This window comes from Marinomonas dokdonensis (assembly GCF_052747885.1).
Genome location: NZ_JBRAND010000001.1, coordinates 583,076 through 609,108, shown reverse-complemented (window position 1 = coordinate 609,108; position 26,033 = coordinate 583,076). Strand labels below are relative to the sequence as shown.

Here is a 26,033-nt window from a genome sequence, read left to right as displayed (position 1 = left end):
GGTTAGCCATGAATACAGTACCTTCCAATGAATTTTATGCGGACTTTTCTTCGTTATCAGCGTTGAAAACGAAAGCACAAAAGGATCCTGATAGCGCCCTTAGGGAAGTCACCCAGCAGTTTGAATCTATTTTCATCAACATGCTGCTTAAAAATATGCGTAGCACCAATGAAGCCATTGGTGGCGGTTTGTTTTCCAGCGCTCAGACCAAACAGTATCAAGAGATGATGGATTCTCAGATGGCTCAAAGTTTGGCTAAATCGGGAGGGATTGGTTTATCTGAGGCGCTGATTCGACAATACCAACAAACTTCACCAGAGAGTTCGACAAGCCAAAGTCGACAAGACGACACGGATTTTCTTAATCAAGTTGCCAAGCAAGATTTAGCTCGTATTCAGGTGTTAGCAAAACAAGCCTCAATGGACTTTATAAGTTCAGTTCAAGAGGACAATAATATTACTGCTCAGACTGAGGCTGCTAGTGCACCATCGGCGTTGTCTGTGGTGTTTGATTCACCTGATGAGTTTGTTGATTCCTTGTGGCCCCATGCCCAAGCGGCCGCCCAGAAAATAGGCGTTGACCCTAAAGCGGTTTTAGCCCAGGCAGCATTAGAAACTGGCTGGGGGAAATACCCGATTGCCAAGGAAGATGGTGCTGCCAGTTTTAATCTCTTTGGCATTAAGGCAGATAACCGTTGGCAAGGGGATAGGGCGGTTGTAAATACCTTGGAATATCGTGACGGGGTCGCTAAGCGCGAAAAAGCAGCGTTCCGAGCTTATCAGTCTTTTTCTGAGAGTTTTGACGACTATGCCCGCTTTCTACAAACAAGTGAGCGTTATCAAGAGGCTTTGAGGGTAGGAGAGAATGCCACAGCATTCACTCAATCTTTGCAGCATGGGGGCTATGCTACTGACCCTCAGTATGCGCAAAAAATTAATAATATCATGTCGAGTGAGTGGTTTAAGCGTTTGTAACCTGCAGGCTCTCTTACATATAAAGTAAAGTTTTCTGGCTTTTGGCCGATAGTAGGAAATAAGTAATTATCCTATCTAAATATTCGCAATGAGGTGAGCAATGGGCTCAAATTTATATGGTATTGGTCTGTCTGGTTTGCAGTCGAGCAATGCCCGTATCAACACCACAGGCCAAAACACGGCCAATGTAGACACGGAAGGGTACAGTCGTCAAAAGACGAACACTTCCAGCTCTCACTTGGGTGGTGTGGAAGTCCGTGATACGACTCGCCTTGTTGATAACATGATTAATAGCCAAGTAAGAGCTGATACTTCGAACCACTCTTACTATGATACCTACAATAATATGATGTCACTTTCTGATGGCTTGTTAGCTGAAGACAGTGTTTCGTTGAATAATTACCTAAACGATGCTTTTAAAGCTCTGCAAGCGGTTAATAATGACCCCGCATCGCCTGGTCTACGTAATCTTGCTCACTCTAGTTTGGGAAGCTTAGTCGAGCAATACAAAGTCTTATCTAGCATGACCGCAGACCAGAGTCGCGCCGTAGACAATCAGTTAGAAGCATCATTGAAAGATCTAAACTCCCTTACCAAGCAGGTTGCCCATTTAAATGACCAAATCTTGCGTCAAGAGAGTAATTCATACTCGCCTGCAAACGAGCTGAGAGACCAGCAGGAATTATTGGCGGTGAAAATAGCTGAGTACATTGATACTGAAACCCAGTTCAATGATGAAGGCGTAATGAGTATTTCTTTGGCGAATGGTCAACCCCTTGTTCTGGATCGTCTTGCCCCTGAATTAGAAATGGCGCCAGACCCACTAGACCCAAAAAGAATTAAGTTAACAGTCGATTTAGGCCGCCACGAGGTGGGGATTAAATCGGAAGACTTAGGCGGGTCCATCGGTGCCCTAGTGGATTATCGACGTGACTTCTCTATTGATACAGACCGCACATTAGGCCAAAGTGCCATTTCGATAGCCGATGCTATGAATCAGCAAAATGCTCTGGGACTTGATGCCAATGGTTTGTTTGGCCGTGATCTTTTCTCTTTCGCCGATATTAAAATTCAAGCGGATAAGGCCAACACAGGAAAAACAGCCGATCTTGAAGTGCGCGTATCGCCAGGTAATTCTGCCAACATCCTTAAAGATACATATGAATTGATCAAAACCGGTGACAACAGTTTCTTGGTACAAACCTATGACTTGAATGGTGAGCCTTCAAGGCGTTCGGTGAATCTCGATGTGAGTGCTGCACCGGATAAAAATGGCTTCTACCAAGTTGCAGATTTGGGTGTTGATGTGAACTTTGGTGATTTAAGCGATTATGAGATTGGTGATACTTTCCAATTCTCGCCAACTCAAGGTATGGCATCTAGCTTTCAATTGGCAGCAAAAAATGGCGATGACATAGCGCTAAGCGGCCCAATGAATGTTTATACGGATTCTGGCAATTTATCAGAGGCGAAAATTTCTCTGAGTTCAGTGACTAATACAGACCCAGATAGCTCAGCGTTTGCGTCCAGTCGTGGCTTGTACCCAAATGCACCCCATAGTATACATTTTATGTCGAACAATGAGTTTCAGGTGCGTGATGCAAACGGTGGTGTTTTGGCGTCTATTGATAATGTACAAGATTATCAAAACTTACTTGAACAAGCGGGGTTAGCAGAGAAAGCTGGCTTTGACGTATCCTTATCTTCTATGCCGATGGCAGGAGATGTTTTTTCTATGGATATGGAAAATATTGGCGTTTCGAATAACTTTAATGGATTACTGTTAGGCGAGTTGCAGAATGAAAATTTAGTCGCTGGTCGCCAATCCATTTCTGAAGCCTTCTCAGATTTGGTGGCGCAAGTTGGCAGTAAGTCTGCTGAATTGGAAAGTAATGCGAAATCCAGCGAAATAATCATGAATCAAAGTATGGCGCGTCGTGACAGTATTTCAGCGGTGAGCTTGGATGAAGAAGCGGTGAATTTGTTAAAGTATCAGCAATCTTACTCAGCTTCTGCACAAGTAATTACCGCAGCCCGTACAGCCTTTGAAACCTTATTAGGGGCGGTGAGATAAGCTTATGCGAGTAACAAACAACCTCATATACGGTCAATCAAGTAACGCTATTTCGAAAGCGAATGAGCGTTATATGGATGTGCAGGAAAAAATTGCCGCGCAAACGAATATTATTAAAGCCAGTGATGACCCTGTCGGGGCGAGCCAAGTCTTACAATATGAATCCAGCAATCAAAAGCTTAGGCAGTATGATGACGCCATGAGTATGGCTGCCAGTCACTTAGAGTATCAAGAAGTGGCATTAGACAGTTTGAATAGCTTGTTGGATGACGCCAGAAGTCTTTTAATTCAAGGGCAAAATGAAATAAACACCCAAGCCGATGTAGATGCCATTTCTCAAGAACTTGCGATCATGGTGGAGTCTATGGCGGATCTTATGAACTCCAAAAGTTCAGAGGGTGATTACATCTTTGCCGGCACAGACACCTCAAGTCCTGCCTTTGTATTGGGTAATGATGGACGTTATAAGTGGTCGGGAAATGAAGGGCAAAAGTTCGCACAAATTTCAGAAGGTATGAAAATTGCGGTTACGGACTCTGGTAAAAAACTGTTTGAGGACGTTTGGACGCGAAACAATTTTAGCGCTCATGTTGAAAGTGGCGAAGCTAATCTAGCTACTGAAATTCGTCACCAAGGGGACTTTGATGCTTTTATGGATGAGCATTATGATCCGATTAATCCATTAAATAACCACTACCGATTGACGACTTTCGCTCTAGGAGAAGAGCCGACTCTTGTGTCTCAGGTTGAATCCGCTTTGGACTCAAATAGCGACACTATTGAAGAGGCGGCAGAACAAGAGTTGGCAGACCAGCTTGGCGATGTGCTTGAGGAAGAAGAATATGATCGCCGCCCTTATTTTGGCCCACCAGGTCAGTATGTGCTTACTAATAGTTTAGGCGAAGAAATTGCCTCAGGTGAATATCACCCAAGCAAGCCCATTGTATTTGAAGGAATGTCATTCTCCCTTAACAGTGCGCCGGGAGCGGTTGTGGATTTCGAATTGAATGCGCCGCGCAGGGATAATGTCCTGAACGAAATTAAGAAAACCTTAGCGGTTATTACCGATAAAAGTTCGACGCTTGATGAGCGAGAGAAAGCTTTCTTTGATGCGACCACCAGTATTACCAATACTCAGAGCTCCATTGGTAAAGGTCGCTCATCTATTGGTGCCAGAATGAACACCCTCAGCGACAAGGGTAACGTGAACTCTGCGAGTCAGTTATCGAATGCGATTGCTCAAGATAAAGTGGGTGGTCTTGATGTGGGGGCTGCGGCAACTGATTTAGCCATGGCAGAGTCGGCTCTAACTGCATCCCAAAAGTTATTTTCTCGCATTAATAACCTTTCTTTATTCAATCAAATTTAATAGTGCAGGTAGCTTTTAATGTCGGCATTTAACATAGAATCTTGTTTTGGTGCAGATATTACTGTTGGCTATTTTGATATTGAAGAAATTCTAGATGTTTTTGGCATCAAAACAGAAGTATTTAAAAGCACTCGACTAAAAAGCCTAATTAAGCAACATGGCAGAAAAGATCGGATTGTGACCATTGTTATGCGACAAGTGGCACTTGATTACTTAAAGCCTGATTTGGAGGCTAAGTTTCTACCTTATGATGTGCATTTTAACGATGATTTGTTACTAAGCAGTAAGCGTGAGCGTTTGTACGATGCGCAAGAACGCTTTTTACTACTTTGTTATTCCATTGCGAATGGTAAGCCTGTCCGTAGTTTGAAAAAACTGCATAAAGGTTTAAGCAGTAAAGAGTGGCGGGAAAAGCATCAGCGCAACGTCAGTCTATACAAATACTTCCGCCAGGAATTAAACGACCATACCCGAGAATATATTCTTAGCTACAAGGCGAGAGCCAGTGGCGAACAACCCGTTGAGAAAAAAGCGCCTGTAAGTGAGCCTGTTACTCAACCGGTGGAGAAGAAAGCGGAACCCCAAGAGAGCCTAGCGCGAAAATTGCCAACGACCGATAAGCATCGGAAAACTACGTTAGAAGAAGAATTGGTAACAGCGCAAAAACTGTTTGCAACAGGTGGCGGTTTGCTGGCCGAGCAGGTGAGTAAGTTCAAGCGGGGGGAGGCCATTGATTTAGAGGCGCTTAAAGGTTTTGCACGGCATTTAATTGACTCATACCAGCGTAATAACTTTGCTCTCATGCTCATGCGCCAAGCGAATGATATTAAAGATTATTTACCTCGGCACATTCTAGGAATGGCGACTTTGTCAGTACCTTTTGCCCTGGGACTAAAACTCACCACGGATAAAATTGAAAATATTGTTTTAGGTTGCCTAGTGTTTGATCTAGGTCGCTTTCGTTTACCTCAAGCGGTAGTTAGCAAACCCGAGGCGTTGAATTCGAGTGAGGTGGAGCTTTTTCAAAATCATATCCGCTTTGGTGAACAGGTGTTGAAAAAGTGTCCGGATTTGCCCAATAGTGTCTATCAAATGCTCACTGATCATCATGAAAGAGTGGATGCAAGCGGTTATCCGCAAGGGAAAAGTGCTCAAGAAATCTCGAATTATGGGAAAATGGCGGCAATTATCGATGCCTTTGATTCGATAACTTCGGTACAGCCTCATCGAAGCGCCAGTGGTCCTATAACTGCTCGTAAACGTATGCTGGAAGATTCTGGGCGTGCTTTTGAGCCCAATTTTTTAGCCGTTTTCTTGAATAGTATTGGTTCATGTCCAGTGGGTACCTGTGTAGAGCTGTCGAATGGTCGGCTTGGATTTGTGCTTACCCTAGACAAAAAACTACAGCCTGCTTTGGTTCGCCAAGTGTATAGTTTAAGAAATAAGTCATTTATTCCATCGGTGGATCTAGAGCTGAGTAAGTCCTTAAGTCAAGATTCAGATATCAGTATTATTCGAGAAGTTACTCCGCAAAAATACGGGCTGAAGCTAAGTAATTGTCTATAAACATTTTTATTCCAAACTCTGTAGCTCACTAGGGTAACTGGTGAGCCTGTTGTCACACCTTTGTCTCTCCCCAATACGATATTGTTTCTCAACAACCGCTCATTTTCTAAAAGATTTTATCTTTCTTTCCTAAAGTTTTTTCTACTTGGCTCGATACCTAATTGAAGCGTTTTTTTAGGCTCGAAAAAATTCGAGATCTAAAAAAAACGAAAAAAAAATTAAAGATCGATACCAAGATGTCGATAACAGTTTTAAGAGACAAACAGCCAAATAACTAATTAAATCAAAAGGTTGTGGCTCTTAAATTATTTTCTTAGGAGAGAAGAAATGGCTTTATACGTAAACACAAATACATCCTCATTAAATGCCCAAAGGCAGTTAATGCACTCAGCAAACTCACTAGACACAGCGTTCCAACGCTTGTCTTCTGGTCAACGAATTAACAGTGCTGCAGACGATGCTGCAGGCTTACAAATTTCTGACCGATTAACGTCACAGATCAACGGTCTAAACCAAGCAGTTCGAAATGCCAACGATGGTATTTCACTAGCCCAAACCGCAGAGGGAGCGTTAGACGAATCAACTGATATGTTACAGCGTATGCGTACATTATCGATTCAAGCAGCAAACTCCTCTAACACGGACAAAGACCGCTTGGCCTTGCAAGAAGAAATGGCTCAGCTAGCTGAAGAAATTAACCGAATTGCGGAAACAACCACTTTTGGTGGACGTAACCTACTAGATGGTACATACGACGGTGTATTCCAGGTTGGTGCGGATGCTAACCAAACCATTAGTTTCTCTATGCGTTTTGGTGGTGGTGCTAACTCTATTGACTACCAAACAAACAATGGTTTTACCATGTCTGGTTTGTCTAATCAGGCGTCTACGCCAGTTAATGCGTCTACAGCTTCTGTTTCTACAGCAGCCAATGCGCAAAGTATGATTTCCATCATTGATACCATGATTTCAGGCATTGACTCTAAGCGAGCCGAGCTTGGTGCGGTACAAAACCGTTTCAGTTCGACCATTAGTAACTTAAGTAATATTTCTGAAAACGTTGCTGCAGCTCGAGCACGTATTCGAGACGCTGATTTCGCGGAAGAAACAGCAGCCTTAACCAGTGCGCAGATCCTACAGCAAGCAAGTAGTACGATTTTGGCTCAAGCGAACCAGCGTCCACAAGCGGCCTTGTCATTACTAGGGAACTAATTTATCGGCTTATGAGCTATTGATAAGAGGCAATTCTTTGCCTAATAGATAACTGTTTTTTCGAGTGTGTTCTCGAATTTAAGTCACTTCTCTCTCCTAGAGGTGGCTTTTAGCCGGATGAGAAATCATCCGGCTTTTTTCGTTTTTGTAGAAGCTGTTGGTGTTTTTATGAGCAGTATTTACTTGCCGGTGAGATTTGTTCAGCCAGCGTATACGAATTAAGTGGCGGACGGCGTCATAGAAAAAGGATGTGGTATTTGAATCGAAAAAACTAGGTTGGCAAGCGTTCACGCTTTTGTCCAAGTGTTCATAGTGGACAGCTCTGTCGCTTTGCGAGACAGCTGCTTGTGTATTGTTATGGATAAAGCCTTGAGATTGGCTTGGTCTTTAGCGGCTTACGGCCATGTTCAATAAGCGAGCGAGAACGAAAACTTCTCCTTTATAGGTCTACTGTGTGATACGCAGAAGGGTCTAACTATGAGGATCACTGGTGGCTGAAGAGGGCTTTTTGGGGCTGTTGGCTTGTGACTAAGTATTTGAATATCCATGGATTTGTTGATGTGTAGGTAGGCCGAGCATATTGCTCGTGGTGTGCTCTGCATGCGCTCTTTCACAGTGCTGGGTAAGTTGAATGAGACTCGGTGAGACAGGTTTCGTGTGATGACGCCTGCCCGAAGCCAATGTGAAGCAGTTTTAGTTAATGTGCGCTGGTGGCTGGTTTTAGGCTAGGGAGCTTTCCCTTATTGGTTTGGCAAAAATTTGTCGGCAAGCCTGGGGTACGTGTCCTGAGATACAAGTCTCTCCAGCTAGGTTGGCTCAGGCAGGAGCTTCCGGTGTTGCACTTATTCCCAGTTGAGGACGAGGGCTTCATAGGTTCTCGTTTTATTGATTGGTGGGGTTTTCATGCTTGTGTATAGGCGCAGGCATGTTGAAGGGATTCTACGTTCAATAAACGCCTTTTTTAGGGTGTTTTTAAAGATTTTTTAAGTTTTTTTAATGAAGAAGTAATTTTTATTTTTTCTCTTAAAAAATACTTAAATCAATGAGTTAGGGAAATTTTTTGCCAGTTGTGCGGTGTGTTTCTGCCGTTAATGGGAAAATATTTTCTGCAAAGTGTTAAAGGTCTCAAAAAGTCGACCGATAACTAAATTACGATCTGCAAACTAATCGCAGAAAATTGAAAAACTAGGAGGCTATAATGGCTCTTTATGTAAATACGAATACTTCGTCTACAAATGCGCAGCGTCAGTTGATGAGCTCTGGTAAAACGCTGGATACATCTTTCCAACGTTTGTCTTCTGGCTTACGTATTAACAGTGCGGCGGATGATGCGGCAGGTTTGCAAATCTCCAACCGTCTTACTTCTCAAATCAATGGCTTGAACCAGTCTGTTCGTAACGCCAACGATGGTATTTCTTTAGCGCAAACGGCTGAGGGTGCACTTAACGAAACAACTGAAATGTTGCAACGTATGCGTACACTTTCTATCCAGTCTGCTAACGGCTCTAACTCTGATGAAGATCGTGTAGCGCTTCAGCAAGAAGTTAGTCAGTTGTCTACTGAGATTAACCGTATTGCTTCTGATACCACTTTTGGTGGCGCAAACTTACTTGACGGTACGTTTGAAGGTATCTTCCAGGTAGGTGCTGATGCTAACCAAACAATCAGCTTCAGTATGACTAAGGGTGGTATCAACGACTCTATCGACTTAGCGGCTTCTGGTGGTTTCACTATGACTGGTTTGTCTGCAGGTGCGACGACTCAGGTGACGGCTGATACAGCTTCCGTATCCAGTGTTGCCAACGCGCAAAGCATGATCTCTATCCTAGATAGCATGATTGCAGCGGTAGACTCTAAGCGAGCAAACCTAGGTGCTGTACAAAACCGTTTCAGCTCTAGTATCAGTAACTTGAGTAACATCAGTGAAAACGTAGCGGCTGCACGATCTCGTGTACGTGATGCTGACTTCGCTGAAGAAACCGCTCAACTTACCAGTGCACAAATTTTGCAACAGGCCAGTTCTTCTATCTTGGCTCAAGCAAATCAAAGACCGCAAACAGCATTGTCTCTATTGGGATAATATTGCGATTACGAAAAGCTGGGGCGCGGCCTCAGCTTTTGCTTTTGTGAAGGAATACTGAAATGTCTATTAGTTCTAGTGATTTTTCAAAGCAAGCACTTGGTGGCATTCCTAATCGTCCAGAACAGCGAGTGGCTGATGACTTTCGAGCAATGCGCCAAGCAAGCGCTAAAGTTGTTCAGAACACGGCCGATAGTAATAGAGCAAATTCTGGAAATAACGGTCAGGCGTCCCAATCAAGTCAAAAAATTGAGCCGCAACAGGTCGAGAAAGTAAACCAGAAAATGGCTCAGCTGAGTGTTCATTTGTCTTTCGAAGTAAACGAAGGCGGTGATCAAAATGTCGTGAAAGTAATGGATCAGACGACTGGGGATGTTGTACGTCAAATTCCGACGGAAGAATTTCTTAAAATGTCTGAGCGAATCGATGCTATCATGAGTCAACTTAGCGAGGTAAAAGGCAGCTTGGTAAACAGTCAGGCTTGAGTTTGATAAACGATGCTTAGGCATCCGGAGATAGGTTATGTCGGTAGGCTCATTAGGGGCAGGTTCTGGACTCGATCTAGAGAGCCTTGTTAAAAATATGGTGAGTGCCCAACGAGACACCAAAGTGAAGCTTTATAACGATAAGTTAGAAGGTTTTGAGACAAAACTGTCTGCTTTGGGGAGTGTTGGCGCAGCAATCGACAGCTTTAAATCTTCCGTCAAAACATTGAACGATGAAACTCTGTTTACCGGGCGCAATGCCATCATTGACCAAGAAGAAGGCAATGAAAGCATTGCCATCTCTACTGACAATACAGCCTCTAACGGTTCTTATGCTATCAGTGTTAATCAAACAGCTTCTGGTAGTCGTATTGTGTCGGCAGATGGCTTGTTCAGCTCCGGTGATGACATAATCACCACGGTTGGTGGTAACTTAAATTTATCGGCAGGCGATGATAGTTTCACACTTACTGTTGAGCCTGGCACAACCCTTTCCCAATTACGTAGCCAAATAAACAATTCTGCTGAAAACTTTGGTGTTTCTGCGAACCTTGTAGATGATGGCAACGGCAATCTTTTTCTTACCATGACGTCTTCTAAGCAAGGCGCAGAAAATACCTTACGAATTACCAACGAACCTACGCCTGTTCCCGAGGGGAGTGAGTTAGTCAGTGATGTGGATGATGATCTAGAGTCGCCTGCGTTAATTGAAACCGGGTTCGGTTTAGACAGTGTCTCGACCGAAGGGCTATCGGCAGGTTTGTATACTCCGCTTGGTGATGAAGCTAAAGATGCCATCATTACCGTTGATGGTATTTCTATACGTAATGATACAAACACCTTTGAAGATGCGGTATCAGGATTAACCATCGAAGCGTTGGCAATTTCTGATAAGCCAGCTAATGTTGATATTAGTTATGATCAACAAACGGTAAAAGAAGCGGTAGAGACCTTCATATCTTCCTACAATGAAATGGTCAGCGTGTTAAAGCAAAGCTCAGCCAAAGGGGCTGTGCTGAGTGGCAACAGCATGATACGTAATTTACAAAATTCTCTGTCTAGTGAACTGATGTCTAGCTCCACCAATACAGGTGTATTTTCATCTATTTTTGATATTGGCATCGAAATGCAGAATAATGCCGTGTTGAGTTTTGACAATGCGAAATTTGATAGTGCGATGAAAAAAGGCTACACCGAAGTATCCCCTTTATTTACAGGCGATACAGGGTTAGCTGAGTCACTCGATAACTTGCTGGATAACTATACTGGCTCACAAGGTATGAACAATACTCTTAAAGAGTCAGTTCGACGCTCTATTGATGACACGGAAGAGTCACTCAATGATTATGAAAAACGCATGGAACGCTACGAATCCACATTACGCGATAAGTTTACCGGTTTAGACTCTCAATTAGCGGGTATGAATGCCCAAGGTAACTATCTAAACTCTATGCTAGAAAAATTGTAATCATTGATGAGATTGAAATGAAAGTGATATTTGGGGCTGTTTATGTATAACAAAAAAGGGATTCAAGCGTATCAGAAGGACTCTATTAAGTCTGATTTGGCCTCTGCTGACCCTCATCGAATTATCCAACTCTTAATGCAAGGGGCGCTTGAAAAACTGGCTCTTGGTAAAGGTTGCATTGATCGAGGAGATTGGGAAGGCAAAGCGAAAGCCTTAACCCGAGCGATCGAAATCATCAACGCCCTAAGAGATGCATTGGATAGAGATGCTAACCCTGAATTAGTGGATAACCTAGAGTCGCTATACGATTACATGGTTCTGCGTATTAATGAGGCCAGCGTAAACAAGGACTCAGCAATTGTTGATCAAGTTATGGGCTTAATCTTGCAGATTAAAAGTGCTTGGGACCAGATTTCAGAAATGGATAAGCAAGACGCTTACTCGGACAAAGAAGATGCTCGTGCAGGAGCAATTTAATGCTCGATATCAAACACTTAACGGAGTTGAGTGCCGCACTACAAGTTAGTACCCAGAACAAAGATATAGATGAAATACTAAGACTCTGCGCAGAGAATGACGGCTTTATATATTCCCTCAAGCCGTCTTCAAAAGACCCTGAAATCAATCAAGTGATCAAAGAATTTATTCTGGTTCATCAGTCCGCGACACAACTGATCCGCGATCTTCACCAAGAAATGCAAAAACAACTTTTCCAATCTACCAAAACCCGTAAGGGTGTCAGTCATTACAAAGGCGTGAAACATGCAGAATGATGATGCTAGCAACACTTTACTTGAAGAAGCAGAAGCCTTTGCCAAACTCTTTCAAGAGGGCTTGGTAAGACTGAGGGAAAATGATCAGCAATTTACCGATCGGTATGTTCGTAATATGGCTGTCTTCGAACAAGTCATGCCGCACATTTTTGAAGAGTTTAAAAACTATCAGCCAACAAAACGCCACATCTATTTAGAGGCCAGTGGTGAATTAAACCTTTATCGTGAAGATGTTAGTGCGCCCCTGTTTTCCACCACACCGCGAGAGCAAGCAAGGGGGAAAATTGATCGAGCCTTACAGACCCCCAATAAAACCTTACTTAATCTGGGTCGTACTGAAAATCATCCCAGTCGACACGTCTTTTACAGCAATAAAATGCTGGATGAAATCGAAACCCAACAACACGCCATGGCGCCCTTAAAAGTATGGCCTGATTTTGTCGGGGGCTGTGTTTTATTTGGTTTGGAATTTGGCTATCAACTTGAATATCTGCTTAGCCAGAGATCCATCAAGCACCTGTATTTATACGAAACCGACTTAGACTTTTTCTACTACTCATTATTCGCAATCGAGTGGCAAAACATACTACAAACATTTAATCGCGATGGCCGTACGATTCATTTTTTCTTAGGCATAGAAGCGCAGGAGTTCACTGAACGCTACGTTTTGCAGCTTGAAGAAAATGGCTACTTTATGGCGCCGGAAACCTACCTTCATGTGGCTTATACCAGCCCCGAAAATGACCAAGCAATTGAATACTTTAAAAAACACTATGCCCGCCAAGTGATGGGTTGGGGCTTTTTTGATGATGCCCTAATGGGAGTTGCCCAAGGTCTGAGGTCTTTGCCCAAAACCAAGTTAGCCCATTACCCGGGTGACAATGTATTACCCAAATGGGTGAAAGAAATCCCTGTGTTCATTTTGGGGAATGGCCCATCCCTAGATTCGGGTATTGAGCTGGTAAAAGAAGTACGAGACCAAGTCTTGTTGATCAGCTGTGGTTCAACCATTAATACGCTGAAAAAATTGGGTATTAAGCCGGACATTCATGTAGATATTGAGCGCATGAAGCAAACCGTCGATAAGTTTTTGTTTCTGGACAAAGAGTATCTAGAAGACATTTGGGGCTTATCGGTAAATGTTATGCACCCAGGCTATTTTGATCTCTTCAAGCGCACGGGCATTGGCATGAAACCTGGGGAAGCGATTACTTCATTAATCCTGTCCCAAGCTCGCCACCATGGTGATATGACGGAATACGTACAGCTTAATTACTGTAATCCGGTTGTGGCCAATTTAGCCCTCTCTTATGTGCACATGTTTGGGTTTAATAATGTCTACTTTTTAGGTGTGGATAATGGTTTTAAAGATAAAACCAGCCACCATTCCATTCACAGTGGCTACTACAAAGACGGCAAAGAGTCGGGTTTTCAAACCTTTGAAAGCGCCAGCCTAGTTGAACGAGAGGGTAATTTTGGTGGTAGCATTTATGCCACAGGCATTATGGAAACCTCACGGATTCAGTTAGAAGCCTTAACTCGTTTATTAAACAAGCGTCGAAACTATAACAGCTTCAACTTGTCGGATGGCGCTAAAATTGAAGGTGTCACACCTTTAAGAACAGAAGATGTCCTGATTATGGACCCGAAAATTAATCACCAAAAAGTGATCGATATTTTGGAGCAGACCTTCTTTACTTCGCCACCTGAGCAAGTGTTGTCCCAAGCACCAACCGATATTATTTCCGTGACAGACTTCGAAAAAATCAGCCAGATGCTACAACAGGGATGGGATGATTCCATTACTACTCGTGAACAAGTATGTGACTTGCTGTGGTCTCATCATCGGAAAATTTTCTTCCTTAAAGGCAGTATCCATAGACACATTCAAGACTTATTGATTGGCTCTTTTACCTATTCTGCTTTCCTCATAGTGCAGTTTATTTTTGCCCATGATGATGAGGCTCAAGCGGTTGCAAGAGCCCGTAACTTGTTTGCAGTGTGGCATGAGTTTTTACAAGAAATGCCGGCATTAATGCAGCAAGCATCAGATTTTGTCGATCAAGGTAACGATCACCTTATTACTTATTACAATGGTTAATTATGTTTGAGCAAACGCCTTTTATTATTGCGGAATTATCGGGTAATCATGGGCAAGACTTTGCCCTAGCCAAACAGATGATACAGGCCGCAGCAGACGCGGGTGTTGATGCCATTAAGTTACAGACTTATACTCCAGACACCATGACCCTAGATATCCGTCATGGAGAATTCGTTGTATCGGACCTTGGTGGCTTGTGGCAAGGGGATAACCTATACGATCTTTATGGCAAGGCTTACACCCCTTGGGAATGGCATAAGCCCTTGTTTGAATTAGCGAATTCGTTAGGGTTAGTGGCATTCAGCTCACCTTTTGATGCCAGTGCGGTAGACTTTTTAGAGTCCTTAGACGTGCCGCTTTATAAAATAGCTTCTTTTGAAATGACGGACATTCCCCTCATTCAGGCCGTCGCTAAAACGGGTAAACCGATCATTATGTCGACCGGTATGGCAAGCTTTAGTGAAATTGAAGAAGCCGTGGCGGCCATCCGTGAGATAGGCGACAATCCGCTTACCTTATTAAAGTGCACCAGTACCTATCCTGCTAATATTGCCGACTCCAACCTGAAGACCATGGCCGATTTGGCTCAAAAAACAGGCTGTTCTGTTGGACTATCTGACCATACCCAAGGTTTGGCTGCGGCGGTTGCTGCCACCGCATTGGGTGCTACTGTGATTGAAAAACATTTTGTGTTGGATCGCAGTGCGGGTGGTGTTGATGCCGCATTTTCTATGGAGCCAGATGAACTCACTGCTTTAGTGAAAGCTTGCCGAGAAGCCAAATCTGCCCTAGGTGGTATTCAGTATGGGGGCTCTGAAGCTGAGCAGGCCTCGAAGAAATACCGCCGCTCTATCTATGTTCGTCAAGATGTGCCAGCAGGCACAGTGTTAACCTCCGAGCATCTTCAAATTATTCGTCCAGCCATGGGTCTTGAACCAAAATACTGGACGCAAGTGTTAGGCAAGACACTGTTGCAAGACGCCAGTAAAGGCCAACCTTTGGCGTGGGATATGCTTGCATGAAAGCACTGATTCGTGCTGATGCCTCAGTGCAAATTGGCATGGGGCATAGAGTACGATGTGAGGCATTAAAGCAAGCGTTCGAATCTCTTGGTTGGCAGTGCCAGTTTGTTGTTCATCAAGATTGCCAAGCTTTTTCAGCTTCTGACGATTTAATTATCAAAGAAGAATCCGAGTTTCTAGGCTTGGCGGCGAATGTTGATCTAGTGGTCATTGACCATTATCAGTATCTCCCTGACATGATAGAGCAGGTGTATCGTCAGCAAGCTCAGCTTTTAGTTTTGGATGACATGAATGATAGAGGGGAGTTTCCATGCCAATGGCTCCTCAACCCTTTGCATGAAACCTATTCTGCTAAGGTAAAGCAAGCCTTATTGGGCAGTCAGTATGCGTTATTAAGACCAAGCTTTGCCCAAGCCCATCTTCAAGCCAAAGCAACATCCTCACAAACGGGTAAATTACTGATTACTCTAGGGGGAACAGACCCTTCAGCGCTCACCTTACCCATTGTTTCTTGCTTATTGGCGCAGGGCTTCGAACCTGAAAAAGTACAGGTATTATTGGGTGAAAATGCTAATAACGCTGAGGCTGTTATCCGTTTTTGTCAGCAGCAGAAGATTGCTTTTGCTCAAGGCTTAAAAGATGTAACTCCATTAATGCTGGGCGCTAGTATGGCGATTTCGGCGGCGGGTGGCACCTTATTTGAGCTTGCTTGTTTGGGAGTACCCACCGTATTCGCACAGGTCGCGGATAATCAAACTCGTTCTTTAGAACAGCATGTTCCCTTGGCTTGGTGTGATACGGTACGTTTTGATAATCTTGACTCTCAAGAGGTGCCTCAGGCGTTGCAGCTATTGGTGGATAAAGTGCTGAATTACTGGTCTTGTCCAAGTTGGCAGCAAACTGCTAAAGCTTGTGCCCAGCAGTTAGTGGATGGACATGGTGCGCAACGGGTCGCTAGTTTGATTGATCAACAGCTTTTAGCTGAAGTTCAGAAGCCTGTTTAAGTAGCATAAGCTGCGTTAGGCGCAACCAATCCTCTTCTGTGTCTAAATCCTGAATTCTGTGCCTTGGCAGCATGACAGGTTTAGAGGTCGGTGCAAAAATTTCTCCTCCCGTTAACCACTCTTCAGTACTGGCCCAATAGAATTGACCCGCATCATGTATGGCTTCGACCAAATCTTGTGAACGTTTATTGATGTGTTCAGAAAACATGGGGGCTAACTCGCCCTGAGCGTTGGTGTGCAAGGCGCGTTGTATCGGAAAGGCAAAGGTTGTGGCGGAAAAGCTGAACCCCTTAGGGGGGAGGTAATTTAAACCTTGTTGTAAATCGGCAACACTGAGCAATGGGCAGGTGGCATAGATCAGGCAGGCATGTGTGGGGGCTGGCTGATTTTTTCTGTTAGCTTCATCACAAAGATAGCTAAGTGCATGTTGCATGACAGGGGTGGTTCCCGTCATGTGGTCGGCCAACTGAGCAGGGCGCATAAAAGGCGTTTGCGCGCCGTACTGACGAGCAATGTCTGCGATTTCCTCATCGTCTGTCGACACAATCACTTGATCAAACAACTGAGACGATAAAGCAGTTTCAATCGAATAGGCGATTAATGGCTTACCATTCAGCAAACGAATGTTTTTTCTTGGTATGCGTTGGGAGCCACCACGGGCTGGGATCACAGCAACACGTTTTTGATGGGAAGACTGGGTCATAGTGTTACTCCGTTATCCGCCAGAGCTTTGGACAAAGCCTGCGCCGTATATACTTGCTCTTCATAGCTAAGATCGGCAAACAAGGGCAAGCTAAGGGTGCGCGCATAGTAGTCTTCAGCGATAGGATAGTCACCTAATTTAAAGCCCAGCGCTTGGTAGTAAGGTTGACTATGAACAGGAATATAATGCACTTGCGTGCCAATACCTGCTTGGCGCAAGGCATCAAACACCCCTTTGCGTTTTGTGGCATGTTGAGCTGGAAGCAGAATTGGGTAAAGGTGCAAAGATGACTTAGCATCGCCTTTTTGCTTGGGTAATGTAATGGGTAAACCCTTTAGCAGTTGTTGATAGTGGTCAAATTGCTGGTGGCGACGTGCAATAAATTCGTCCAAACGCTTAAGCTGAGAAAGTCCAAGGGCAGCCTGTAGCTCAGTCATCCGATAGTTGTAACCTAAGGTCTGTTGTTCGTAGTACCAATCTCCAGGTATCTGGGTTAATTCTTGAGGTTTTTTCGTTGTCCCTTGATGACCGTGAGTACGCATGTGCTGAGCCAGTTCCGGGTCATTCGTCACTGCCATGCCGCCTTCTGCTGAGGTAATGATTTTCACCGGATGGAAGCTAAACACACAAATATCACTGTACTGGCAATTGCCCACAGGTTGATCTTGATAATAGGCGCCAATGGCATGGGAGGCATCTTCAATGATGGCAAAGCCATATTGTTGAGAGAGCTGATGAATGGCTGCCATATCACAGGGTTGTCCAGCAAAATGTACAGGGATCACCACCTTGGGCAACTTATCCTCACGGGCGGCCAGTGCCAGCTTTTTGGCCAATTGTTCCGGACAAAGGTTGTAACTGTGTTGGTCAATCTCCACAAAATCCACTTCTGCGCCACAGTAGCGGGCACAATTTGCCGAGGCAATGAAGGTATTTGGAGATGTCCAAACGCTATCGCCTTCGCTAACACCTAGAGCTAAACATGCCAGATGCAAAGCCGAGGTGGCACTGTTACAGGCAAGGGCGTAGTCAGCTCCAACTTTATCGGCTAGCTGGCGCTCGAACTCATGAACTTTAGGGCCTTGAGTGAGGTAGTCTGAATTTAGAGACTCCACCACAGCGGCGATATCATCCTCATTAACGGATTGGCGCCCATAAGGGATAAACTTAGTGACTGTCATCGAACGCTAAAATCTCTTCAACACTTAGAAAATGCGGATTAGAACCCGACTGATATTCGTATCCCGCCTCGACCAACTGACCTTTTTCAGCCAGTTTATTCTGAGTAAAGTCCATGTCTTGTTGGTAAAACTTGATGCTAGGAGCAATCACATAATGGTCTTGGTACTCATAGGTGTGAAAAGAGTCATCACTTGGGCACATGACTTCGTGGAGTTTCTCCCCTGGGCGAATGCCAATATTTTTGGTTGGCAAATGGGGGGCATAGGCCGCGGCCAGATCTAATATTCGTACCGATGGAATTTTCGGAATAAAGATTTCTCCCCCTTGCATGCGCTGGAAGTTCTTTAATACAAAATCGACCCCCATGGGTAGGGTGATCCAAAAACGTGTCATATCTGGATGGGTAATGGGAATCGCATCCGCCCCTTCCGCCACTAATTTCTGGAAAAATGGCACGACAGATCCTCGTGATCCGACCACATTGCCATATCGCACGACAGAAAAGCGAGTGCGGCCTTGACCAACCATATTGTTCGCGGCGACAAAGAGTTTGTCCGAGGCAAGCTTAGTCGCACCGTAAAGGTTTATGGGTGCGGCCGCTTTATCTGTGGATAGGGCAATGACTTTATCCACATCATTAGCGATGGCGGCCGCGATAACATTTTCTGCCCCATGAATGTTGGTTTTGATGCACTCCATCGGGTTGTATTCTGCTGCAGGTACCTGCTTTAGTGCCGCAGCATGAATCACATAATCCACATCGCGCATGGCTTGAGTAAGGCGGGTTTTGTCGCGCACATCACCAATGAAATAACGCATGCAGGCGGCATCGAAATCTTGTTGCATTTCGTATTGTTTAAGCTCATCACGTGAATAGATGATGAGACGCTTTGGCTGATATTGTGCCAACAGAGTTTTGACATATTGGCGACCAAAAGAGCCGGTACCGCCAGTAATTAGAATGCTTTTGTTGTTGAACATGAAATCAATACCAAAAAATTAGCTAGAGTTGCTAAGCCTATCGGCCTAACCGTGGAAAACATTAATAAAATCAATATGCTTATTCTTAGTCCGACCGTGCAATACAGTCCAATAAGTGATCATTTACCATGCCAGTTGCTTGCATGAATGCATAGCAGGTGGTGGCGCCAAAAAAACGAAAGCCGCGTTTTTTCATGTCTTTCGCAATGCGCTCAGATAGCTCAGTTTTGGCGGGTACATCGGCCATGCTGGTAACAGGGTTAGCCAACACCTTATGGTCACTAAAAGCCCAGTAATAGTCGCTGAAAGAGCCAAATTCTTCGGCGATCTTTAAAAATATTTTGGCATTGTTGATGGTGGCTTCTATCTTGCCACGGTGACGAACTATGCTGGCATCTTCTAGTAAGCGCTCGACATCTTGCTCATTCATGAGTGCGACTTTTTCTGGATCAAACTGATGAAAAAGACGACGATAACCTTCTCTTTTACGTAAAATCGTAATCCAGCTTAGACCTGCTTGGGCGCTTTCTAGTACAATGCATTCAAACAGGGTTTGATCGTCTTTAACGACCTTGCCCCATTCTTTGTCATGGTAATCGATATACTCAGGTGTGCTTAAACACCAAGGACAGCGAACGCTTGTCATAAAAGATTCTCCTATACGAGCTAATCAGCATAGCGTCTTGTTGATTGGGCGTCATCTAAATTTCATCACCAAACCGGATTCGGTCATGACAATTAATGTAATTCAATATGGAGCGGGAAATGCCCTTTATACCGACTTATAAAAGAAATGATGTCATCGTTGAGAAAGACGAATGTATTTACCAAGGTTTTTTTCAACTACGCAAGCTCACCTTGAAGCATAAAAAATTTAATGGTGAGTGGAGTCAGACGATGACTCGGGAAATGATGGTACGCAAAGATGCCGTTTGTGTACTGTTGTTTGATCCTCGCACTGACCAATTATTACTGATAGAGCAGTTCCGCCCAGCTGTGCTACAGAGCGAATCCCCTTGGTTGCTTGAGTTAGTTGCGGGTATGGTAGAATCAGATGAAAGCGATGAAGACGTCGCTCGTCGTGAAGCATTCGAAGAAGCTGGCGTGACGATTCAACGCTTAGAGTATATGTTTAAGTTTGTGCCATCTCCCGGCGGTTTAGTGGAATATTTACGCATGTATGCTGGGGAGTTTGATGCCAACCTAGTGGATGTGTCACAGGTGCACGGCTTAGATGACGAAAACGAAGATATTAAATTACACCTTATGTCTTCTGAAGAGGCCATTGCGCTTCTAGATGAAGATGTGGAAAACGCCAGTACCATTATGGGATTACAGTGGTTTGCCTTGAATAAAGGCAAGTTGTTAGCAAAATGGTTAGAGGATTAACAAAAACGATTCGGCAGGAAAGCTGAGGGTTAACAGCAGGGCAAGCAACGAATAAACGAATGAGTGAGATAATGAATAAAGCCACGGGTCACTATGTGCCAGATTTAGCCAGTTTACAGATGCTCGGTGAGTTAAATTACCGCCGCATCGGTCGGCTAATGCGCGGCCAAGAAGATCAAGACGCATGGCATTTTTCCATTCACAGTGTGGGGGATCAAGAAAGTCGCTTGCGTTTAACGTTAGGCCCCCAAAGCCGTTTTACCACTCAGGTTGTTTTAGAATTTGGCCCTGAATTACAAACACCGCTTTTGTTTACGACTCAGTTAAGCATGACCATTCGTTTGTATCATGATGTAGGGATAGCGGAAATTACCGATGGACACCGCCAGTACCGTGGTACTTACCCTTACCCAAATGACGACATGTTTCATCGGGATGAAAAGTTTCGTCTCAACCAGCAGTTGGCAGACCTTTTAGAGCTGTGCCTGAAGCATGGTCACAGGTTGGGAAATCACGATTTCCAGTTTGCTTAGTAATAGTGTTGAATTTTAAGGATGGATCTTGCCGTATTTACTCTACATTCATGGTTTTAACAGTTCTGATAAATCCGAAAAAGCCAATGTTCTCAAATCTTATGCCGAGCCCCTTGGTCTAGCGTCTTCTATATTGTCCCCATGTTTATCTTGGCAACCGAAAAAGGCCATAGCCCAGTTAGAAAACTTGATTGAGACACACCGTGAAGAGGGCATTACCCTGATAGGCAGTTCATTAGGGGGCTTCTACGCCAGCTATTTGGCGGAGAAATACGGGATTAAAGCGATATTGGTGAACCCGGCTGTGCAAGCGCCACAATTACTTACTGCCCATCTTGGTCAACAATATAACCCTTACACGGGGGAAGAATATGTTCTGGCGCAAGAGCAGATGGCGGAGCTCCAAGCACTGGTGGTTGCTCAACCTAGTGCGTCCTTGTATTGGCTTATGGTGCAAGAAGGGGATGAAACGTTAGATTATCGAGCGGCTTTGGAACAGTTTCAAAATGTCGCTCGTTTGACCCATGAAAAGGGCGGCAATCATAGATTTGTGGATTTTGAAAATCACGCCAAAGATATTTTTGAGTATGCTAATTTACTACTAGCAGCACATTCTTAAGACCGCCGGCTGATAACACACAACAGCGCCTGAGACTATTTCACAGGACATTGATCCAGTGATAGACTCATTGCCATAAAATTTACACCTATTAGCACTAATTCATCAGCGCTAATGTTAACTTGGAAACAACTACCCATGTCTGCAAAAGAATATAACGCTGGTTCGATCGAGGTTCTTAGTGGCCTAGAACCTGTACAAAAACGCCCTGGAATGTACACAGACACTGCTCGCCCTAACCATTTGGGTCAGGAAGTGATTGATAACTCTGTGGATGAAGCATTAGCTGGTCATGCGGATCGTATTGAAGTCATCTTATACAAGGATGGCTCATTGAGCGTGGAAGATAATGGCCGTGGTATGCCTGTGGATATTCACCCAGAAGAAGGTGTTTCTGGGGTGGAGCTGATCTTAACCAAGCTTCATGCGGGTGGTAAATTCTCTGGGGACAATTATCAATTCTCTGGTGGTTTGCACGGGGTTGGGGTTTCTGTGGTAAACGCCTTGTCGACCTCGCTGGAAGTCTGGGTGAAGCGTAACGGTATTCAGTACCATATTGCTTTCGCTGACGGCTTTAAAGTTTCCGATCTACAAGAAGTCGGCACAGTGGGCAAGAAAAACACTGGTACTAAGGTGAAGTTCACCGCAGACAGCAAATACTTCGATAGCCCGAAATTCTCCTTATCTCGTTTAAAACACTTATTAAAAGCCAAAGCCGTGTTGTGCTCTGGTCTACATGTGGTATTCATCGATCAAAGTGGTGCGGAAGAAGTCAAAGAAGAATGGTTCTACCAAGATGGTTTGAAGGATTACCTTGCTCAAGCCAATGAAGGTTTTGTCCTATTACCAGAAGCGCCTTTCATCGGTGGTTTAACGGAAATTAGTCAAGGGGTTGATTGGGCGGTTCAGTGGTTACCAGAGGGTGGTGAACTGATCACCGAAAGTTATGTGAACCTGATCCCGACGGCACAAGGGGGAACCCATGTTAACGGCTTGCGTACCGGTTTATTAGAAGCGATTCGTGAGTTCTGTGACTTCCATAACTTACTACCACGCGGTGTGAAATTAACCGCCGAAGACGTTTGGGATCGCTGTAGTTATGTGCTCTCGGCAAAGCTGCAAGAGCCGCAGTTCTCTGGACAAACCAAAGAGCGCTTATCTTCTCGTCAGATCGTTGCTTTTATTTCTGCAACGGTAAAAGATGCCTTCAGCCTTTGGTTGAATAAGCATGTGGAAGACGGCCAAAAGATCGCGGAAATCGTTATTAGTAGTGCGCAAAAACGTCTGCGTGCCAGCAAAAAGGTCGTGCGTAAGAAGATCACTCAAGGTCCAGCATTACCGGGTAAATTAGCGGACTGTTCGGGTCAAGACTCTAGCCGTAGTGAGCTTTTTTTGGTGGAAGGGGACTCAGCGGGCGGTTCGGCTAAACAGGCTCGTGAGAAAGATTTTCAGGCTATTTTGCCCTTGCGCGGTAAGATACTTAACTCTTGGGAAGTCGATTCTGGTCAAGTGTTGGCGTCCCAAGAAATACATGACATTTCCGTGGCACTTGGGGTCGACCCAGGGGATGAAGACTTAAGCGGTCTACGTTATGGCAAAGTCTGTATTTTGGCTGATGCCGACTCCGACGGTCTGCACATCGCGACCCTTATCTGTGCCTTGTTCGTAAAGCACTTCCCCGCTCTGGTAAACAATGGTCATGTCTTTGTTGCCATGCCACCCCTGTATCGTATTGATATTGGTAAAGAGGTTTACTATGCATTGGATGATGAAGAAAAAGACATCACCTTGCATAAAATTGAGTCTGAGAAAAAGCGTGGTACGCCGAACGTACAGCGCTTCAAAGGCTTGGGTGAGATGAATCCAGCCCAGCTGCGCGAAACGACCATGGCACCAGACACTCGTCGCCTTATTCAGCTCACTATGGAAGACAAACCAGATACCGATGAGTTAATGGATAAACTGCTGTCGAAAAAACGTGCAGGTGACAGGAAAAATTGGCTAGAAACGTATGGCAACTTGGCCATAGTGGATTAACGTCTTTTTAGAAAGTCCTGAGCCCCTTGAGCACGAAATTCTCAAGGGGCTTTTTTGGTCTAAGAGGCTATGTTTATAACTATTAGAGTTTATTGGGCCAGCACAAATGCGCCAAAACCTTGCTCAAGATGGCCTGAAACCCATGAAAGGTTTTTAGGGGAAGCCAATTAAGACAGTTTCTCACAGTAAAAACTTCACATATAATAATGTAACGCCAAATGATATGGACAGTTCTCATGCCAGATATAGATGATGCAAATGTAATGACGGAAGAAAAACTGTACGAAAGGTTGGATTACTACCTTATGGCGTATGGCAGTGATCGTTCCCTTTTATGCGTTTCAGAGTTGGATGGGTTCATTACGGCACTTGGTTGCTCGGCAAAAGAATTACAACCAGATCAGTGGCTTGATGCGATCTGGGGAGCGGATGAAGACCAGCCAGTTTGGGAATCTTCTCAACATGAAGATGAATTTTTAAGTCTGGTGCTCATCATGTACATGGAAGCCATGAATAACCTAGTGCATGGGGAGTTTTACCCTGTTTATCTAGAGCAAGATGTGGATGATAAATCCGTCATTATTGTGGAAGAATGGTGTGTCGGCTTCATGCGAGGCGCTAAGCTAACTGGCCTTGGTTTGGGTGAAAACAAAGAGTTTATGGATGAAGTGTTAGCGCCAGTACGCTTGTTTGGTACGGAAGCGGGTTGGAAACGCCAAGAGTCCATGGTGGAAGAAGAGATACAGTTTTGGGAAGAGAATATAGAGCCTTCCATCTTACGCTTAGCGCGTTGTAATTTCCCAGAAACCCAAGGGGCGATGCCCAAGCCTAAAACTCAAGTTCTGCACTAATCGTTATGGCAAAAAGGCAAAAAAATACCGCTAGAGCTAAATAAGCCTAGCGGTATTTTCGTTATGAGGGCTAAGAAATTTAACCCACTACTTTCTTAATGCTTTCACATAGGTAATCGATGTTGCTGTCGCTTACACCTGCAATACTCATACGGCCTGTATCGGCAATATAAATCGAGTACTGACTACGCAATGTACGTACTTGCTCAAGTGTTAAGCCAGAGTAAGAGAACATACCGCGCTGATCTTTAATGAAGCTGAAATCCTTGCTTACACCACAGTCTTTAAGCTTAGACACCAACTTTTCACGCAAGCCGTTAATACGATTACGCATTGCCGTGACTTCTTCTTGCCATTCTGCTTTTAACTCAGGGTTAGTAATAATGGTGTGTACTACTGCAGCACCATGAGCAGGAGGCATAGAGTAGTTGGCACGGATAGCTTGGCCAACAATAGAGAAGGCAGTATTCGCTTCTTCTGCTGTTTCAGCAATGATGCTCAAGCCACCGCAACGGTCGCGGTAGATACCAAAGTTTTTCGAGAAAGAGTTGGCGATTAACATGCTAGGCACTTTAGAGGCCATATGGCGTAAACCTGCTAAGTCCTCGTCTAAGCCATCCCCGAAACCTTGATAAGCTGCATCCACAAGTGGCAACAAGCCGCGTTCGTTAACAAAGTCTGTAATCACTTCCCAATGCTCAGCTTGCAGATCGATACCCGTTGGGTTGTGACAGCAAGCGTGTACTAGTAACACATCACCCGCTTTCGCTTCGGCGCGAAGTGTTGCCATCATGTCGTCAAAACGAAGACCGTTAGTGGCTGGGTCATAATAAGGGTAATCGCAAGACTCAATGCCTGCAGAGTTAAAAATGGACTTGTGGTTACCCCAAGTCGGATCACTCACCCAAAGACGCGCACCTTTAAGATTTGCGCTAATAAAGTCAGCAGCGACTTTTAAAGCGCCTGTGCCACCCGGTGTTTGCGAAGAGCGGATGCGTCCAGCTTGTTTGATAGGACTATCTTCCCCCAATAACAAATCTTGGATAGTACTTTCGAACTCACTTGCTCCGTAAATGCCTAAGTAGCTTTTAGAGCTTTCTTTTTCCAGAAGAATTGCTTCGGCTTTTTTAACACTATTTAGAATTGGCGTGTGTCCATTATCATCTTTATAAACCCCAACACCCAAGTCGATCTTATTTGGGTTGGTGTCTTTCATATGGGCAACAATAAGCGCTAGAAGAGGGTCGCCGGCAACAGCATTAAGATGTTTAAACATAATGGAAAAGAATCCTTTTGATAGGTCATAGTCAGATTGCAAAACTTCATAGTGAGGCAAATTTGCAAACAAATTAGCACATCTGCTCAGCCATTTATTTTGCCGTATTTACGTCAGAATACAACGGACAAAGGTGTGAAAAAATACATTAACTGTCAATAAAACATGACACTTCTCAGAATTGGTGAATCTAGCATTTTTTATGTAACCGCTTGGTATAAAGGCTTGGGTGCTAAATCTTTGTAACAGAGGAAGGTATTGATTTACCTTTGGTAATTAAAGGATACAAAAAAACTACTGGGTTCAATGAATACCACCGATATAGAGAGAAAAA

23 protein-coding genes are annotated in these 26,033 nt (G+C 44.3%); 18 read left to right on the top strand and 5 right to left on the bottom strand.

Translation table 11 applies throughout. The annotated features are described in order from the left end of the window. The first annotated feature begins 8 nt into the window (after positions 1-8). The 13 genes from flgJ to pseG all read left to right on the top strand — a co-directional run bounded on the left by flgJ (position 9) and on the right by pseG (position 16,128). Positions 9-974, top strand: a complete 966-nt coding sequence (gene flgJ, locus ACUM5Y_RS02870) for a flagellar assembly peptidoglycan hydrolase FlgJ (protein ID WP_445975341.1) — start codon at positions 9-11, stop codon at positions 972-974. A 100-nt stretch (positions 975-1,074) separates the two neighbouring features. After that, a complete protein-coding gene (gene flgK / locus ACUM5Y_RS02865) occupies positions 1,075-3,048 on the top strand; it encodes a flagellar hook-associated protein FlgK (RefSeq protein WP_445975340.1) in 1,974 nt (657 codons plus the stop codon). Between the two features lie 4 nt (positions 3,049-3,052). Continuing rightward, positions 3,053-4,417, top strand: coding sequence for a flagellar hook-associated protein FlgL (gene flgL, locus ACUM5Y_RS02860; RefSeq protein WP_445975339.1), 1,365 nt, complete (start codon positions 3,053-3,055; stop codon positions 4,415-4,417). 18 nt (positions 4,418-4,435) lie between these two features. Further along, the gene (locus ACUM5Y_RS02855; protein ID WP_445975338.1) at positions 4,436-5,983 is read left to right on the top strand and encodes an HD-GYP domain-containing protein; all 1,548 of its coding nucleotides are present in this window, start codon (positions 4,436-4,438) and stop codon (positions 5,981-5,983) included. A 327-nt stretch (positions 5,984-6,310) separates the two neighbouring features. Next, complete coding sequence (locus ACUM5Y_RS02850; protein WP_445975337.1) at positions 6,311-7,195, top strand: flagellin N-terminal helical domain-containing protein; 885 nt, start codon at positions 6,311-6,313, stop codon at positions 7,193-7,195. A 1,198-nt stretch (positions 7,196-8,393) separates the two neighbouring features. Beyond that, positions 8,394-9,275 (top strand): flagellin N-terminal helical domain-containing protein, encoded by an 882-nt coding sequence (locus ACUM5Y_RS02845; protein ID WP_445975336.1) that lies wholly within the window; start codon positions 8,394-8,396, stop codon positions 9,273-9,275. A gap of 62 nt (positions 9,276-9,337) precedes the next feature. Further along, positions 9,338-9,760 carry a flagellar protein FlaG gene (locus ACUM5Y_RS02840; RefSeq protein ID WP_445975335.1) on the top strand — a complete coding sequence of 141 codons (423 nt, stop codon included), beginning with the start codon at positions 9,338-9,340 and terminating at the stop codon, positions 9,758-9,760. A gap of 37 nt (positions 9,761-9,797) precedes the next feature. Further along, positions 9,798-11,228 (top strand): flagellar filament capping protein FliD, encoded by a 1,431-nt coding sequence (gene fliD / locus ACUM5Y_RS02835; protein WP_445975334.1) that lies wholly within the window; start codon positions 9,798-9,800, stop codon positions 11,226-11,228. 42 nt (positions 11,229-11,270) lie between these two features. Then, positions 11,271-11,705 (top strand): flagellar export chaperone FliS, encoded by a 435-nt coding sequence (fliS, locus tag ACUM5Y_RS02830; protein ID WP_445975333.1) that lies wholly within the window; start codon positions 11,271-11,273, stop codon positions 11,703-11,705. Continuing rightward, complete coding sequence (locus ACUM5Y_RS02825; protein ID WP_445975332.1) at positions 11,705-12,001, top strand: hypothetical protein; 297 nt, start codon at positions 11,705-11,707, stop codon at positions 11,999-12,001. Before fliS ends, ACUM5Y_RS02825 begins: the two co-directional genes overlap by 1 nt. Continuing rightward, entirely contained in the window at positions 11,991-14,102 is a 2,112-nt protein-coding gene (locus ACUM5Y_RS02820) for a motility associated factor glycosyltransferase family protein (protein ID WP_445975331.1), read from the top strand. Before ACUM5Y_RS02825 ends, ACUM5Y_RS02820 begins: the two co-directional genes overlap by 11 nt. Before the next feature lie 2 nt (positions 14,103-14,104). Continuing rightward, the gene (gene pseI / locus ACUM5Y_RS02815; RefSeq protein WP_445975330.1) at positions 14,105-15,124 is read left to right on the top strand and encodes a pseudaminic acid synthase; all 1,020 of its coding nucleotides are present in this window, start codon (positions 14,105-14,107) and stop codon (positions 15,122-15,124) included. Next, positions 15,121-16,128 carry a UDP-2,4-diacetamido-2,4,6-trideoxy-beta-L-altropyranose hydrolase gene (gene pseG, locus ACUM5Y_RS02810; RefSeq protein ID WP_445975329.1) on the top strand — a complete coding sequence of 336 codons (1,008 nt, stop codon included), beginning with the start codon at positions 15,121-15,123 and terminating at the stop codon, positions 16,126-16,128. The genes pseI and pseG overlap by 4 nt, the downstream gene beginning before the upstream one ends. On the opposite strand, the gene pseF is transcribed toward pseG, so the two are convergent. The 4 genes from pseF to ACUM5Y_RS02790 form a co-directional block, all read right to left on the bottom strand. Beyond that, positions 16,079-16,831: a pseudaminic acid cytidylyltransferase gene (gene pseF, locus ACUM5Y_RS02805; protein ID WP_445975328.1), complete on the bottom strand. Its 753-nt coding sequence runs from the start codon at positions 16,829-16,831 to the stop codon at positions 16,079-16,081. The two genes, pseG and pseF, sit on opposite strands and share 50 nt — an antisense overlap. Beyond that, a complete protein-coding gene (gene pseC / locus ACUM5Y_RS02800) occupies positions 16,828-18,012 on the bottom strand; it encodes a UDP-4-amino-4,6-dideoxy-N-acetyl-beta-L-altrosamine transaminase (RefSeq protein WP_445975327.1) in 1,185 nt (394 codons plus the stop codon). Before pseC ends, pseF begins: the two co-directional genes overlap by 4 nt. Continuing rightward, complete coding sequence (pseB, locus tag ACUM5Y_RS02795; RefSeq protein ID WP_445975326.1) at positions 17,999-18,994, bottom strand: UDP-N-acetylglucosamine 4,6-dehydratase (inverting); 996 nt, start codon at positions 18,992-18,994, stop codon at positions 17,999-18,001. The genes pseC and pseB overlap by 14 nt, the downstream gene beginning before the upstream one ends. 85 nt (positions 18,995-19,079) lie before the next feature. Then, the gene (locus tag ACUM5Y_RS02790; protein ID WP_445975325.1) at positions 19,080-19,640 is read right to left on the bottom strand and encodes a DNA-3-methyladenine glycosylase I; all 561 of its coding nucleotides are present in this window, start codon (positions 19,638-19,640) and stop codon (positions 19,080-19,082) included. 119 nt (positions 19,641-19,759) lie between these two features. Here ACUM5Y_RS02790 and ACUM5Y_RS02785 point away from each other — a divergent pair, with 119 nt between their 5' ends. The 5 genes from ACUM5Y_RS02785 to ACUM5Y_RS02765 all read left to right on the top strand — a co-directional run bounded on the left by ACUM5Y_RS02785 (position 19,760) and on the right by ACUM5Y_RS02765 (position 24,423). Then, the gene (locus ACUM5Y_RS02785; RefSeq protein ID WP_445975324.1) at positions 19,760-20,383 is read left to right on the top strand and encodes an NUDIX domain-containing protein; all 624 of its coding nucleotides are present in this window, start codon (positions 19,760-19,762) and stop codon (positions 20,381-20,383) included. Between the two features lie 71 nt (positions 20,384-20,454). Then, positions 20,455-20,916 carry a DUF1249 domain-containing protein gene (locus tag ACUM5Y_RS02780; protein WP_445975323.1) on the top strand — a complete coding sequence of 154 codons (462 nt, stop codon included), beginning with the start codon at positions 20,455-20,457 and terminating at the stop codon, positions 20,914-20,916. A gap of 28 nt (positions 20,917-20,944) precedes the next feature. After that, on the top strand, positions 20,945-21,535 hold the full coding sequence (locus ACUM5Y_RS02775; protein WP_445975322.1) for a YqiA/YcfP family alpha/beta fold hydrolase: 591 nt from the start codon (positions 20,945-20,947) through the stop codon (positions 21,533-21,535). 138 nt (positions 21,536-21,673) lie between these two features. After that, on the top strand, positions 21,674-23,572 hold the full coding sequence (gene parE / locus ACUM5Y_RS02770) for a DNA topoisomerase IV subunit B (protein WP_445975321.1): 1,899 nt from the start codon (positions 21,674-21,676) through the stop codon (positions 23,570-23,572). A 236-nt stretch (positions 23,573-23,808) separates the two neighbouring features. Further along, on the top strand, positions 23,809-24,423 hold the full coding sequence (locus ACUM5Y_RS02765) for a UPF0149 family protein (RefSeq protein WP_445975320.1): 615 nt from the start codon (positions 23,809-23,811) through the stop codon (positions 24,421-24,423). Positions 24,424-24,502: 79 nt separating this feature from the next. On the opposite strand, the gene ACUM5Y_RS02760 is transcribed toward ACUM5Y_RS02765, so the two are convergent. Further along, on the bottom strand, positions 24,503-25,699 hold the full coding sequence (locus ACUM5Y_RS02760; RefSeq protein WP_445975319.1) for an amino acid aminotransferase: 1,197 nt from the start codon (positions 25,697-25,699) through the stop codon (positions 24,503-24,505). Positions 25,700-26,033 lie beyond the last annotated feature (334 nt).